At 60.9% G+C, this 13,488-nt stretch carries 12 protein-coding genes; 6 read left to right on the top strand and 6 right to left on the bottom strand.

Features of this window, described 5'->3' with window-relative positions:
• The first annotated feature begins 97 nt into the window (after positions 1–97).
• The 3 genes from argF (at position 98) to EAY64_RS04720 (ending at position 2,688) form a co-directional block, all read left to right on the top strand.
• Positions 98–1,021 carry an ornithine carbamoyltransferase gene (argF, locus tag EAY64_RS04730; RefSeq protein ID WP_103523640.1) on the top strand — a complete coding sequence of 308 codons (924 nt, stop codon included), beginning with the start codon at positions 98–100 and terminating at the stop codon, positions 1,019–1,021.
• Between the two features lie 44 nt (positions 1,022–1,065).
• Positions 1,066–2,292 (top strand): argininosuccinate synthase, encoded by a 1,227-nt coding sequence (locus tag EAY64_RS04725; RefSeq protein WP_103523639.1) that lies wholly within the window; start codon positions 1,066–1,068, stop codon positions 2,290–2,292.
• 222 nt (positions 2,293–2,514) lie between these two features.
• Positions 2,515–2,688: a DUF2788 domain-containing protein gene (locus EAY64_RS04720; protein WP_181836620.1), complete on the top strand. Its 174-nt coding sequence runs from the start codon at positions 2,515–2,517 to the stop codon at positions 2,686–2,688.
• Between the two features lie 72 nt (positions 2,689–2,760).
• Here the strand turns inward: EAY64_RS04720 and EAY64_RS04715 are convergent, their stop codons facing one another.
• From EAY64_RS04715 to EAY64_RS04690, 6 genes are all read right to left on the bottom strand, one after another.
• Positions 2,761–3,399: a LysE family translocator gene (locus EAY64_RS04715; RefSeq protein WP_103523638.1), complete on the bottom strand. Its 639-nt coding sequence runs from the start codon at positions 3,397–3,399 to the stop codon at positions 2,761–2,763.
• 154 nt (positions 3,400–3,553) lie between these two features.
• Positions 3,554–5,092, bottom strand: a complete 1,539-nt coding sequence (locus EAY64_RS04710; protein WP_103523637.1) for an amino acid permease — start codon at positions 5,090–5,092, stop codon at positions 3,554–3,556.
• A 344-nt stretch (positions 5,093–5,436) separates the two neighbouring features.
• Positions 5,437–6,147 (bottom strand): gamma-glutamyl-gamma-aminobutyrate hydrolase family protein, encoded by a 711-nt coding sequence (locus EAY64_RS04705; RefSeq protein WP_103523636.1) that lies wholly within the window; start codon positions 6,145–6,147, stop codon positions 5,437–5,439.
• Positions 6,144–7,307 carry an iron-containing alcohol dehydrogenase gene (locus EAY64_RS04700; RefSeq protein WP_103523635.1) on the bottom strand — a complete coding sequence of 388 codons (1,164 nt, stop codon included), beginning with the start codon at positions 7,305–7,307 and terminating at the stop codon, positions 6,144–6,146. Before EAY64_RS04700 ends, EAY64_RS04705 begins: the two co-directional genes overlap by 4 nt.
• A 3-nt stretch (positions 7,308–7,310) precedes the next feature.
• Positions 7,311–8,696, bottom strand: a complete 1,386-nt coding sequence (locus EAY64_RS04695; RefSeq protein WP_103523634.1) for an aldehyde dehydrogenase family protein — start codon at positions 8,694–8,696, stop codon at positions 7,311–7,313.
• A complete protein-coding gene (locus tag EAY64_RS04690) occupies positions 8,697–10,040 on the bottom strand; it encodes a glutamine synthetase family protein (protein WP_226034279.1) in 1,344 nt (447 codons plus the stop codon).
• A 283-nt stretch (positions 10,041–10,323) separates the two neighbouring features.
• Here EAY64_RS04690 and EAY64_RS04685 point away from each other — a divergent pair, with 283 nt between their 5' ends.
• From EAY64_RS04685 to EAY64_RS04675, 3 genes are all read left to right on the top strand, one after another.
• Positions 10,324–11,196: a MurR/RpiR family transcriptional regulator gene (locus EAY64_RS04685; RefSeq protein ID WP_147456176.1), complete on the top strand. Its 873-nt coding sequence runs from the start codon at positions 10,324–10,326 to the stop codon at positions 11,194–11,196.
• 63 nt (positions 11,197–11,259) lie between these two features.
• Positions 11,260–11,760: a YajQ family cyclic di-GMP-binding protein gene (locus tag EAY64_RS04680; RefSeq protein ID WP_103523631.1), complete on the top strand. Its 501-nt coding sequence runs from the start codon at positions 11,260–11,262 to the stop codon at positions 11,758–11,760.
• Positions 11,761–11,876: 116 nt separating this feature from the next.
• Positions 11,877–13,478: an NAD(P)/FAD-dependent oxidoreductase gene (locus EAY64_RS04675; RefSeq protein WP_103523630.1), complete on the top strand. Its 1,602-nt coding sequence runs from the start codon at positions 11,877–11,879 to the stop codon at positions 13,476–13,478.
• Positions 13,479–13,488 lie beyond the last annotated feature (10 nt).

Here is a 13,488-nt window from a genome sequence, read left to right as displayed (position 1 = left end):
AACTGACTTGAGACCAGCGTGTAGTAATGTGCCATTGCGCATGAAGACACACACCGTGTTCTATGCGCGATGGCCTTTTTTTTTGGAAATCTTACCCATGAAGCCAGTAGGACATTACCTGCAATTCAGCGACCTGAACCACGAGGAATATCGCCACATCTTCGAGCGTGCCAAGGTACTGAAGCGACGACACAGCGAAAAACAGCTGTATCAGCCGCTGCTTGGCCGCGTAATGTCCATGATCTTCGAGAAGAATTCCACCCGTACCCGGGTCTCCTTTGAAGCCGGCATGGCCCAGCTGGGTGGCCATGCCATGTTCCTGGACACCAAGACCTCACAGCTGGGGCGCGGCGAGCCGATCGAAGACACGGCACGCGTGCTGTCGCGCATGAGCGACATCATCATGATCCGTACCTTCGAGCAATCGCTGGTCGAGCGGCTGGCCACCCATTCCAAGGTGCCGGTCATCAATGGCCTCACCAACGAATACCACCCCTGTCAGATTCTGGCCGACATCTTCACCTTCATCGAGCATCGTGGTTCGATCAAGGGCAAGACCGTGGCCTGGATTGGTGACGGCAATAATGTCTGCCGCACCTGGTTGCAGGCGGCCAAGATTCTTGGTTTCAAGCTGAAGGTGGCTACCCCGGTAGGCTATGAGCTGACCGTGCTGGATGGCGAGCATTACGGCCCCGAGCATTTCGAGCCCACCCACAGTGCGGTGAAGGCAGTGGAAGGTGCTGATCTGGTGACTACCGACGTATTCACCAGCATGGGCTACGAAGCCGAGAGTGCTGCGCGGCTGGAGGCTTTTGCCAGCTACCAGGTGAATGCCGAACTGATGAAGCATGCCAAGCCGGACGCATTGTTCATGCACTGCCTGCCTGCCCATCGCGGCGAGGAAGTAAGCGCCGAGGTGATTGACGGCCCGCAGAGCGTGGTATGGGACGAGGCGGAAAACCGCATGCATGCCCAGAAAGCCCTGATCGAATATCTGCTGCTTGGTCATCAGTACAACTGAGCCGGCAGGACAACCCACTAGATTCGCTGGAAAGAAAACGCATCATGTCTGATATCAAAAAAGTAGTATTGGCCTACTCCGGTGGCCTGGATACCTCCGTTATTCTCAAATGGCTGCAAGATGTTTACCACTGTGAAGTGGTGACCTTCACCGCCGACATCGGCCAGGGTGAAGAAGTGGAACCGGCACGCAAGAAAGCCGTTTCGCTGGGCATCAAGCCGGAAAACATCTTCATCGAAGACCTGCGCGAAGAATTCGTGCGCGATTACGTCTATCCGATGTTCCGCGCCAACGCCATTTACGAAGGCGAGTACCTGCTGGGTACGTCCATTGCTCGCCCGCTGATTGCCAAGCGCCAGATCGAAATCGCCAATGCCGTAGGCGGCGACGCCGTATCGCACGGTGCTACCGGCAAGGGTAACGACCAGGTGCGTTTCGAGCTGGGTTACTACGCGCTGAAGCCGGACGTCAAGGTCATCGCCCCGTGGCGCGAATGGGACCTGCTGTCCCGTGAAAAACTGCTGGCCTATGCCGAAACCCACGGCATCGACATCAGCAAGAAGAAAAACGGCGGCAGCCCGTACTCCATGGATGCCAACCTGCTGCACATCTCCTACGAAGGCACCGTGCTGGAAAACCCGGCCGCCGAGCCGGAAGAAGATATGTGGCTGTGGACGGTCAGCCCGGAAAATGCCCCTGACCAGGCCGAATACATCGAACTGAGCTACGAGAAGGGTGACATCACCGCCATCAATGGCGTTGCCATGACCCCGGCTCAGGTGCTGACCGAGCTGAACCGCCTGGGCGGCAAGCATGGCATCGGTCGTCTGGACATCGTGGAAAACCGTTACGTGGGCATGAAGTCGCGTGGCTGCTACGAAACCCCGGGCGGCACCATCATGCTGAAGGCGCACCGCGCCATCGAATCCATCACGCTGGACCGCGAAGTGGCCCACCTGAAGGATGAACTGATGCCGAAGTATGCCCAGCTGGTTTATACCGGTTACTGGTGGAGCCCGGAGCGTCAGATGCTGCAAGGCCTGATCGATGCTTCGCAAGCCACCGTCAATGGCTGGGTACGCCTGAAGCTGTACAAGGGCAATGTCATCGTGGTGGGCCGTGAATCCAAGACCGATTCGCTGTTCGACCCGAACATCGCCACCTTCGACGAAGATGGCGGCGCTTACAACCATGCTGATGCGGCCGGCTTCATCCGTCTGAATGCCTTGCGCATGCGGATTGCTGCCAACGCCAAACTCAAGCGCGGCTGATTGTCTGCCTGCTGAAACAGCCGCCTTCGGGCGGCTTTTTCGTTGGTGGCTGCTTGTGGCCGCTTGCGTAAAAGTTGAGCTGCCAAGGGATGCGGCGTATCGTAGTGACTTCGTCCGGGATGGCCCGGTGACAGCTGCGGTGCTTCAAGCGCCGCCTGAACTGAGCAGCCGCAACAATGAAGGAATGTCTGGGTGTCTGAAGATCAATTTACCGATATTTCCATGGCCGTGTGCCTGTCAGGGCTGATCATTTTCATGGGTTTCATCATCTGGGACCTTGGCAAGAAATCGCAGGCCGGCAAGATGGGGACGGCGATTCTGTTCCTGGTGCTGGGTTTTGGCGTATTCGGCTTTATTTTCAAAAACGTGCTGGTGGAATTTCTGGTGCTGAAATAAGCAGCTTGGGAAATACATAAACGGGTTGGCCAAGGCCAACCCGTTTTGCATGGTGCCGGTATTCCTGCACGACTAGCGCGTCGGTGCCAGTATCAGCCGCAGGCCCAGTGCGATGAAGACGCCGCCAGCGATACGGTCCAGCCATTGGCTGGCCTTGGGAGTACGGTTAAACCAGCTGCCGATGGCACCGGCGAAATAACCCAGGCTGCCAAACAGCAGCGCGGCCTGCGCGGTAAAGATCAGCCCCAGAATGGCGATCTGCCAGCCGCCGTGGCCCTGTGCCGGATTGACGAACTGTGGCAGGAAGGCAAGGAAGAACAGCACGACCTTGGGGTTGATGGCGTTGGCCAGCAGGCCTTTGCGAAAGTGTGCCGCCAGCGGTGTGCCATCTGCCGCAGCATCGGATGCCTGCAGCCGGCTGCCACGGCTGCGAATGGCATGCCAGCCCAGATACACCAGATACGCGCCGCCAGCAATTTTCAGCAGGCCGAAGGCGAGGGGCGAGGCGGCAATCAGCGCGCTGACGCCGATGGCGGCCAACACGGTATGGGTCAGGCAACCCAGTGCGCAGCCCAGGCCGAAGGCCATGCCCTGGCGACGCCCTTTGGCAATGCCCAGGCTCAGCACCATCAGATTATCCGGGCCGGGTGACAGGGTGATCAGCATGGCGGCGGCGGTAAAGGCCGCCAGTTGTTCCGGGGTCACAATCATGTCGATGTTCTCAAGGTAAACCAGACAGCATCATTAAGTATTTTCTGGCGGCGGGCAAGCCGCTTGCTTCGGCGCGGACGGGTGATTTCGCGGCAGCACATCCTAAAGAAAACGGCCATGCAAGGCATGGCCGTGGTTCTTGCTGAGTTCGGGCTCAGGCGGTCTTGTCCAGCGCATTCTCGATCTCGCGGATATGCGCCTGGTGTTTCTGGATGCGCTCACCGACCGGTGGCCCCTTGAATTGCTTGCGTACCCCCAGCACAAACCAGAAGAACAGCAAGACTACCAGCAGGGCGATGGTGAGGTAGAGCACCTTTTCATTGGGTGGCTGTACGCCGACAAATGCCAGGATGGCACCACCAATGGTGGCCAGCAGCGCAATGGGCTTGGAGGCGGCGCCCAGGCTGAAGGGGCCTTTGTGGGTCCAGCTTTTGCCTTCGGCAAACAGGCCGGCCGTGGTGGGCAGGATGTAGGAAATGTACAGGAACACCGCAGAGCCGGCCGACAGCACGGTAAAGGCATCGCCATACAGGGTGGCGACAATGGCCAGGATGGCACTGACCCAGATGGCCAGGCCCGGTGTGCGGTGTACGGGATGGACCTGTTTCAGCTGGTGGGAGAAGGGCAGGCCGCCGTCACGTGCAAAGGCATACATCATGCGCGAGGTGGAGGTCAGGCAGGCCAGGCCGCACAGATAATTGACCAGGAAAATGCCGATACCCAGTAGCGCTTTCAGTGCCGGTGGCAGGCTGCTGAGCAGCAGGTCGAAAAAGCCCATGCCGGCTTTGACGCCAGCCTGCATATTCGGCAGCACCAGCACGAAGGTGCAGATCAGGATGTAGCCGAACAGGGCCGACCACAGCACCGAGCGGATGATGCCCTTGGGCACATTGTGCGCGGCCTGGTGGGTTTCTTCCGAGGTATGCGCCGAGGCGTCGTAGCCGGTAAGGGTGTAGACGGTCAGCAGCAGGCCAGACAGGAAGAGCATCAGGCTGCTGTCGGTCTTGGGCCAGGTGCCACCATCGACACCGCTGAAGTTGGTAAAGGTGAACAGGCGCGAGAAATCCAGCGGACCCGGTGCATAAGCCAGCAGCGATACTGTCAGTAGCAGGGCGATGGCAAAGATCAGATAGCCCGACATATCAGTCAGCCGGGTGGTGAGCTTGATGCCCAGATGGTTCAGCCAGGCCTGACTCAAGGTGATGCCGGCCAGAAACAGCGTCTGCTCTGTCCAGGTGAGGTGGTCCGGGTTGATGCCCAGCAGGGGGGCGATCAGGGTTTTGAAGAAGGGATCGTAAACCCCGAAGTTGACCGAAGCCACCACGAAGATCAGCCCCAGCAGATTGATCCAGGCGGTTACCCAGCCCAGCCCCTTGCCACCCAGAATGGACGACCAGTGATAGAGGCCGCCAGCGGTGGGGTAGGCCGAGGCGATCTGCGCCATGGCCGCAGCCACGATGCTGGCAAACAGTGCGCCTACTGGCCAGCCGATGCCGATCGATGCACCGCCGCCAGCGCTGATGCCAGCCGGAAAGGCGGTGATGCCACCGGCCAGAATGCAGATGATGGAAAAGGAAATGGCGAAGTTGGAAAAACCGCTCATGCGTCTGGATAGTTCCTGAGCGTAACCCATGCTGTGTAACAGTTTCTCGTCCTCACCCTGTGGTGCGGAGCCGTGCTGATCTCGGTTCATGATGATCCTCTTACATGTGTTGACCTACACTGTATGGAAATGCACTGTGCTGAGACTTCACCCTTTGCTGAGCCAGCAGCGGACGGCGGACAAAGGCGCGGCCTGCGTCCGGCCTTGCCTGTTGGCAAGAGCCATACCCATCTGCGTTTTATCCGTGTCTGCTGCGTGGCGCTCTGCGTCCCGTTCGTGCCGGGCATACTCTGGAATACTTGCCGCTCGTGCTGTCGGCTTTGGAGCAGCTAACAAAACCCCTGCTGCTGCGTTGCGCTGCCTTGCCTACTGCTTGTACTGTCTGCAGCTGCGCACCTTGCCCCAGGGCCGCTACGCTATTTTGTTAGCCGCTCTTAATTACTGCGTTTGCTGCTCATGCGCACCAACTCATCAAACAGCCCCTGCTGGCTGCTGTCTTCCCGTGCAGATAATTCCGGATGCCATTGCACGGCAATCAATTGCGGAAACCCTTCCACCTCGATGGCCTCGATCACGCCATCGGCTGCCCAGGCCACGGCGTGGACGCCCTGACCCGGCTGGTCGATGGCCTGGTGGTGCCAGGACTTGGTGGCCACTTCGGTGCTGCCCAGCAGGCTGGCCAGGCAGGAGTCTGCCGCCACCCGTACCCGGTGCAGGGTAGGGTCGCGTGGTGCCACCCGGTGTTCCACGGCCTCGCCCACCACATCCGGCAAGTGCAGGTGCAGTGTCCCGCCCAGTACGGTATTGAGAATCTGCAGGCCACGGCAGATGGCCAGCGTCGGCAGCTTACGCTGAAGCAGGGAGCGTGCCAGCGCGGTTTCGGTGTGGTCGCGCTCCGGGCTCAGGTTGTAAATGGTGGGGTGGGCGCCGCCGTCGAACAGCTCCGGGTCGATATCGCCGCCGCCAATCAGCACTACGCCGTCCAGTGCATCCAGCCAGCTGTCGATGGCGGCATCACCCACCGGCGGCAGCAGCACCGGCGCACCGCCGGCACGCAACACGGCATGCACGTAGTCCACCGGAGTGTGATAGCCATACCCCTGGCCGGCGGGGTAGGTGGTCAGGCCGATGAGGGGGGGCTTCATGGCAGTTGGCCTTGCACGGCAGCCAGATAGATGGCGCTGTAATCGCTGGCGCTCAACGGCAACGGATTGCCGCCGTCGCTGGGGTCGGCCTTGGCCATGCGACCGATCTCGCTGGCTTGCTCTGCCGGGATGTTGATCTGGCCCAGGCTGTGCGGAATGCCCAGATCGCTGCGCAGTTGCAGTATCCAGGCGAGGAAACCATCAAAACTGCTGTCGGCCAAGCCGATATAGCGGGCAGCAGCGGCCAGTTTGTCGGCGATGGCCGGGCGGTTGCGCACCAGCACATAGGGCAGCAGGATGGCATTGGCCAGGCCATGGTGGGTGTCGAATACCGCCCCAATCGGGTGCGCCAGTGCATGCACGCCGCCCAGCCCTTTCTGGAAGGCGGTGGCCCCCATGATGGAGGCCGCCAGCATGTGCGAGCGGGCTTCGATATGGCTGCCATCGGCATAGGCGGTGGGCAGCCAGTCGTGCACCAGTTTCATGCCTTCTAGCGCCACACCCTGTGCCAGCGGGTGGTAGGTGGGTGAGCAATAGGCTTCCAGATTGTGCACCAGTGCGTCGATGCCGGTGGCCGCGGTCAGCTGCGGGGGCAGGCCGGCGGTGAGTTCCGGGTCGGCCAGCACCAGTCTGGGCAGCATGGAGGGGTGGAAGATGATGACCTTGCGGTGGTCTTCTTCATCAATGATGAGCGAGGCGCGGCCTACTTCCGAGCCGGTACCGGAGGTGGTCGGCACGGCAATGGTGGGTGCCACGCCGGCCACATTCACCCGCAGCCAGTTGTCGCCCACGTCTTCAAAATCCCACAGTGGACGGTCCTGACCCACCATCAGCGCAATCGCCTTGCCCACATCCAGTGCGCTGCCGCCACCGACTGCAATCACGCCATCGTGCTTGCCCTCCTTGTAGGCATTGACGCCGGCGTAGACATCGCGGCCTACCGGGTTGGGGCGCATATCGCTGAACACCTGTGCGGGCATGCCGGCGGATGCCAGGTAGTCGAGCAGGCGGGCCACCAGTGGCAGCCGGGCGAGACCAGGGTCGGTGACCAGCAGCGGGCGGCGCATGCCCAGTTGCTGGCACAGCGCGGGCAGCTCGCTGGCGCGGCCTGCGCCAAAGCGGATGCTGGTCGGATAGTTCCAGTTACCTTGCAGTTGCATGCTTTACCCCTTGAGGTGGAAGGATTTGATACGGGTGAGCTGCTGATAACCCAGCACAGATAGCGAAATGCCGCGGCCAGTGTCCTTGATCCCGGTCCAGGCCAGGGCAGGGTCCAGGTAGTCACAACGGTTCATGAATACCGTGCCGGTGGCAATCTCATTGCCCAGGCGGATGGCGGCTTCCTGATCCCGTGTCCACAGCGAGGCGGTCAGGCCATAGGCGCTGTCGTTCATCAGGGCCACGGCTTCGGCATCCGAATCCACCGGCATGATGCCGATGACAGGGCCAAAGCTCTCATCTCTCATCACGCTCATACCGTGGTGCACGTCTACCAGTACTTGTGGAGCCAGATAGGCCGTGCCCGGCGCATCGGCGGCAAAGTGCCCGGCAGGAATCAGTGCCCGCGCCCCGGCGGCGACGGCATCGGCAATCTGGCCCCGCACAAAGCTGGCGGCACTGGCGCGCACCATGGGGCCGAGATTGGTGCTGGCATCCAGCGGGTTGCCAAAGCGGTAAGCCTTGGTGAGTTCGACAAAGCCATCAACAAAGGCGGTGTAGTGGCTGCGGTGCACGTAGATGCGTTCGATGCCGCAGCAGGATTGCCCGGAGTTGAAAAAGGCACCGTCCACCAGGTTTTCGATGGCGCTGGCCAGGTCGGCGTCTGCGCGGACATAGGCCGGGTCCTTGCCACCCAGCTCCAGCCCTACGCCGATAAAGCGCTCACTGGCCGCTTGCTGTACGGCACGGCCACCGGCTACCGAGCCGGTGAAGGCGACAAAATCGATCTGCGGCGCGGCTACCAGCCGCAGGGTGGCCGCATGGTCCAGCTGCAGGCTCTGGAATACCCCGGCAGGCAAGCCGGCGGCATCAAAGGCCTGCTGGAACAACTCGGTCACCAGCGGGGTTTGCGAGGAATGCTTGAGGATGACGGTATTGCCAGCAGCCAGTGCCGGCACGATGGTGTTGATGGCGGTGAGGAAAGGGTAGTTCCACGGCGCCAGCACCAGTACCGTGCCCAGTGGCTCGCGGCGCAGAAAGCGCTGGAAACCTTCCTTGGCCGTGGGGTGGATGTCGGCCAGCCCTTCCTCGGCAATAGCCAGCATGTGACGGGCGCGCTCTTCCAGACCGCGCACTTCGCCGGGTGACTGGCTGATGGGGCGGCCAATCTGGCGGGTAATGGCTTCGGCACAGGCGTCCTTGTGCGCCGCCAGCCAGTCTACCGCTTTGCCGATCAGCGCCTTGCGTTCGGCCAGCGGGGTGTGTCGCCAGCCGCGCTGTGCGGCAGCGGCCGCATCGAGCACCGCCTGGGTCTGGCTGGGCGTGGAGTAGGGGCGCTCCAGCAGGATGGCACCATCGACGGGGGAAATGACGGAATAGGATGTGCTCATTTAGATGATCTCGAAGTAGCGTTTCAATTCCCAGTCGGTGACATGGCGCTGGAACTCGCGTTCTTCCCACTCGCGCGTGGCGGCGAAGTGATCGACAAAATCATCACCAAACCAGTCACGGGCAGCGGCCGAGGCGCGCAGGGCCTGGGCAGCATCCCACAGGGTGCGGTGCAGTTGCAGGTGGGGCGGGGCTTGCAGCAGATAGCCATTGGCGGTCACCGGTTCTTCCGGCTCGATCTTGTTCTCGATGCCGTACAGCCCGGCGGCCAGTCCGCTGGCCAGTGCCAGATAAGGATTGGTATCCGCGCCGGGCAGGCGGTATTCCACCCGCTGCGATTTGCTGCTGCCCGGAATGGCGCGAATGGCCACGGTACGGTTATCTACCCCCCACAGCGCGCTGGTAGGCGCCCAGTAGCCCGGCACCAGGCGGCGGAAACTGTTGATGGTGGGGGCGGCCAGGCTCATGAATTGCGGCATCAGCTTTTGAATGCCGCCGATGAAGTGGCGCATGGTGTCGCTGATATTGTGATCGCGGCCGGCCTGATGGAAGGCGCTGTGGCCGTCGCGGTTCTTCAGCGAGATATGGATGTGCCCGCCCTGGCCGGAGTGCTCTTCGTTCCACTTGGCCATATAGCAAATCATGCGGCCCTGTTTTTCCGCCAGCACCTTGGAGAAGGTCTTGAAGCACACTGCGTTGTCGGCGGCAGTCATGGCCTTGTCCACCGTCAGCGCGGCTTCCAGGGCGCCGGGGCCGGTTTCTTCGTGAAAGCCTTCTACCGGCATATTCATCTGCTCGCACAGATCAAGCAGGCCACGGTAGAAATCGGTATTCACCGAATTGCGCAAAACCGAGTAGCCGAAAGCACCACTGCCCAGTGGCTTGGGGTTCTGGTACAGCTTGTCTTGCAGCGCGGCATTGCTTTCGTCAGTGACCAGGAATTCGTATTCGAAGCCGGCCATCGGCTCAAAGCCCATGGCGCGGGCCCGCTCCACCACCCGCCGCAGCACGCCGCGCGGACACAGCCCTTCCAGTCGGCCGATCACCTCGCCCTGCACGAAGATCATATTGTCTTCCAGCGGCAGCTCACGACAGGATTCGGGGATCAGCCGGATCTGCGCATCGCCATAGCCACGGCCCCAGCCGGTGAGCAGGGTGTTGTCGTAGAGCTTGTCGCCCACGTCCCAGCCGAACACCACATCACAGAAACCGAAGCCGCCCTCCAGCGAGGACAGGAATTTGTCACGCGACATGTATTTGCCGCACATCACGCCATCAATATCAACCAGGCCAACCTTGATCTGCCGTAGCTGGCGCTCTTCGATCAGGGTCTTCAAATCTGCCATTGTCTTTACATGCCGAGCATCCATGATTGCTCCTTGCGCTGGTGTTGGGTGGGTGGCAGGGGTGTTTCCTTTCCTGTTGCGGCTAGTATTGTTCGTTAGAAATTCTGCAATCAAGATAAAAATGTAATAAAAATTAGATTGTGCTGTGCAATGTGGAAGCAATGCCACAGTGCCGTTTTGTCGCTGTGGACTGCTATCATTGCCGAGTGAATGCTGGTTGCGCCTTGTTGCCGGCCATTGATAACAGGTACTTGTCAGCCGGTGCCTGATTGTGGAGAAGCCTGTGAGTAATAGCCGGTCCATCGCGGAAGAACTGCGCGTGCTGTTTGAAACCCTGACCCCGACCGAGCGCAAGGTAGGGCGGGTGCTGCTGGCGAATTACCCGGTGGCCGGGCTGGAAACCATCGCCCAGCTGGCGCTCAGGGCCGATGTCAGTGGCCCGACGGTACTGCGCCTGATCAGCAAGCTGGGCTTCGACAGCTACACGGCCTTTCAGACCTCCTTGCGTGACGAACTGGAAATCCGCCTGCAGTCGCCACTGGTGCGCCACGACCCCGCACAGTTGCAGGGCGATAGCGATTTTCTGGTCAGCTATGCGGCGCGCATTACCCAGCTGATGCAGGAAACGGTGGCGCATCTGCCGCGGGTGGAATTCGACGGCGTGGTGGACCTGCTGGGCGAGCGCAAGAACCGCATCTGGCTCCTGGGCGGCCGGCTGACCGACCCGTTGGCGGCCTATCTGTGTCACCACCTGAAAGTGGTGCGGGCCGATGTGGTGCATCTGCGAGGCGTGCCATCCAGCTGGGCGGACTCGCTGGTGGACATGGGCAAGCATGATGTGCTGGTGATCTTCGACATCCGCCGTTATTGGGATGGCGCCTTGCACATTGCCGAGATGGCCGCGCAGCGCAAGGTCAGTGTTCTGCTGTTTACCGACCAGTGGCTGTCGCCGGTATCGCGGGTGGCGCGCTTTACCCTGGCGGCCCACACCGCTGGCCCTTCCGGCTGGGATACCAATACGCCCTTGATGTTGCTGGTGGATGCCGTCATCGCCGCCCTCAACACCCGGCAATGGGGGGCCATCAGCGACCGTCTGCAGGAAGTGGAAGCCATGCGCGCCCGGCTGGGCGAGGGCAGCAGCCGGGCTGACGAGTGACAAGGGCGCGCGCAGCCACTAAAATTGCGCCATTCAGATATACCAGCCTTACAGGATCAAGCCATGCCGTCTTTTGATATTGTTTCCGAAGTCAATAAAGTAGAAGTGCGCAATGCCATCGAGCAGGCCAACAAGGAAGTGTCCACCCGCTACGATTTCAAGGGTAGCGACTCCCGTATCGAGCAGACCGACAAGGAAGTCACCCTGTACGCCGACGCCGAATTCCAGCTGGACCAGGTTAACGACATTCTGGTGAACAAGCTGTCCAAGCGCGGTGTGGATGTGCGCTGCATGGAATACGGCAAGCTGGAAAAAGTCAGCGGCAACAAGGTGAAAAAAGTGCTGACGGTAAAAGAAGGCCTGGAAACCGAAATGGCCAAGAAAATTGTCCGCATCATCAAGGATTCCAAGCTCAAGGTGCAGGCCAGCATCCAGGGCGAATCGGTGCGCGTGTCCGGTGCCAAGCGCGATCTCCTGCAGGAATGCATCGCGCTGATGCGCAAGGAAATTGCCGATGACAAGGAAAACGGCATGCCGCTGCAGTTCAACAACTTCCGCGACTAAGCCTGTCCGGCATGGCGACGACGACCGGCCCACTGGGCCGGTTTTGCTTTTGCCGGGCGTCCCTCCTACAATACGGCCCTTGTTGAATAGACAGCAACCTGTGCATTGGAATCAGCATGTTACGCATTACCGAACTCAAACTGCCGCTGGACCACAGCGAGCAAGATCTGGCCGCTGCCATCGTGGCCTTTCTGGGCATCAAGCCGGCTGACCTCAAAAGCTACACCGTTTTCAAACGCAGCTATGATGCCCGCCGTGGCGTAATGAGCCTGGCCTACATCATCGACATGGAAGTGGAAGGCGAAGCCAGATTGCTGGCCCGCTTCAAGGACGATATCCATGTGTTGGCCACGCCGGATACCAGCTACCACTTTGTCACCCAGGCCCCGGTCACGCTGGCCAAGCGCCCGGTCGTGGTGGGCTTTGGCCCCTGTGGCCTGCTGGCAGCGCTGGTGTTGGCGCAGATGGGCTTCAAGCCCATCGTGCTGGAGCGCGGCAAGAAAGTGCGCGAGCGCACCAAGGATACCTGGGGCCTGTGGCGCAAGAATGTGCTGAACCCGGAATCCAATGTGCAGTTTGGTGAAGGTGGTGCCGGTACTTTCTCGGATGGCAAACTGTACAGCCAGATCAAGGACCCGCGTCATCTGGGCCGCAAGGTACTGACCGAGTTCGTCAAGGCTGGTGCCCCGGAAGAAATCCTGTTCATTGCCAAGCCGCATATCGGCACCTTCCGCCTGGTCAGCATGGTGGAAAAAATGCGGGCGGAAATCGAGTCGCTGGGCGGGGAAATCCGCTTCCAGCAACGCGTGACTGATCTGCACATCGACAATGGTCATATCCGTGGCCTGACGCTGGCCGATGGCAGCCAGATCGAGGCCGATCAGGTGATTCTGGCCCTGGGCCATAGTGCGCGTGACACCTTCGAAATGCTGCACCAGCGTGGCGTGTTCATGGAAGCCAAGCCGTTCTCGGTGGGCTTCCGTATCGAACACCCGCAAACCATGATCGACAAGGTGCGCTGGGGCAAATACGCGGGTCACCCGATTCTGGGGGCGGCGGATTACAAGCTGGTGCACCACGCCAGCAATGGCCGTGCGGTGTACAGCTTCTGCATGTGCCCGGGCGGGCAGGTGGTGGCGGCCACCTCGGAAGAGGGCCGTGTGGTCACCAATGGCATGAGCCAATACTCGCGTGCCGAGCGCAATGCCAACTCCGGCCTGGTGGTGAGCATCAATCCGGAAGACTACCCGGGTGGCGCACTGGCCGGTATTGCCTTCCAGCGTGCGCTGGAAAGCCACGCCTATGTGTTGGGTGGCAGCACCTACGAGGCGCCGGCGCAACTGGTGGGCGACTTCCTGGCGGGGCGTGCCTCCACGGCGGTGGGTTCGGTGGAGCCGTCCTATCAGCCCGGTGTGCACTGGACTGATCTGGCCACGGCGTTGCCGGACTTTGCCATCAGCGCCATGCGCGAGGCGCTGCCGGAGTTCGGCAAGAAGATCCGTGGCTACGACATGCACGACGCCGTGCTGACCGGGGTGGAAACCCGTACCAGCTCGCCGCTGCGCATTACCCGTGGCGAAGACTTGCAAAGCCTGAACGTGAAGGGCCTGTATCCGGCCGGCGAAGGTGCCGGTTACGCTGGCGGCATCCTGTCGGCTGGCGTGGATGGCATTCGCGTGGCCGAGGCGCTGGCGCTGGAGATCACCCGCCAGGGCTGATGTCTCCATC

Origin of the sequence: Aquitalea palustris (assembly GCF_003693445.1) — a bacterium.
GTDB lineage: Bacteria > Pseudomonadota > Gammaproteobacteria > Burkholderiales > Chromobacteriaceae > Aquitalea > Aquitalea palustris.
This window is presented reverse-complemented; position numbering and strand designations above follow the sequence as displayed.

Bases quoted from the DNA above. Each gene is read 5' to 3' on its own strand.
- EAY64_RS04715 (WP_103523638.1), bottom strand. From the start codon at position 3,399: ATGATTGTGACCCCGGAACAACTGGCGGCCTTTACCGCCGCCGCCATG.
- EAY64_RS04695 (WP_103523634.1), bottom strand. From the start codon at position 8,696: ATGAGCACATCCTATTCCGTCATTTCCCCCGTCGATGGTGCCATCCTG.
- EAY64_RS04680 (WP_103523631.1), top strand. From the start codon at position 11,260: ATGCCGTCTTTTGATATTGTTTCCGAAGTCAATAAAGTAGAAGTGCGC.
- EAY64_RS04725 (WP_103523639.1), top strand. From the start codon at position 1,066: ATGTCTGATATCAAAAAAGTAGTATTGGCCTACTCCGGTGGCCTGGAT.
- EAY64_RS04690 (WP_226034279.1), bottom strand. From the start codon at position 10,040: ATGGCAGATTTGAAGACCCTGATCGAAGAGCGCCAGCTACGGCAGATC.
- argF (WP_103523640.1), top strand. From the start codon at position 98: ATGAAGCCAGTAGGACATTACCTGCAATTCAGCGACCTGAACCACGAG.
- EAY64_RS04675 (WP_103523630.1), top strand. From the start codon at position 11,877: ATGTTACGCATTACCGAACTCAAACTGCCGCTGGACCACAGCGAGCAA.
- EAY64_RS04700 (WP_103523635.1), bottom strand. From the start codon at position 7,307: ATGCAACTGCAAGGTAACTGGAACTATCCGACCAGCATCCGCTTTGGC.
- EAY64_RS04710 (WP_103523637.1), bottom strand. From the start codon at position 5,092: ATGAACCGAGATCAGCACGGCTCCGCACCACAGGGTGAGGACGAGAAA.
- EAY64_RS04705 (WP_103523636.1), bottom strand. From the start codon at position 6,147: ATGAAGCCCCCCCTCATCGGCCTGACCACCTACCCCGCCGGCCAGGGG.
- EAY64_RS04720 (WP_181836620.1), top strand. From the start codon at position 2,515: ATGGCCGTGTGCCTGTCAGGGCTGATCATTTTCATGGGTTTCATCATC.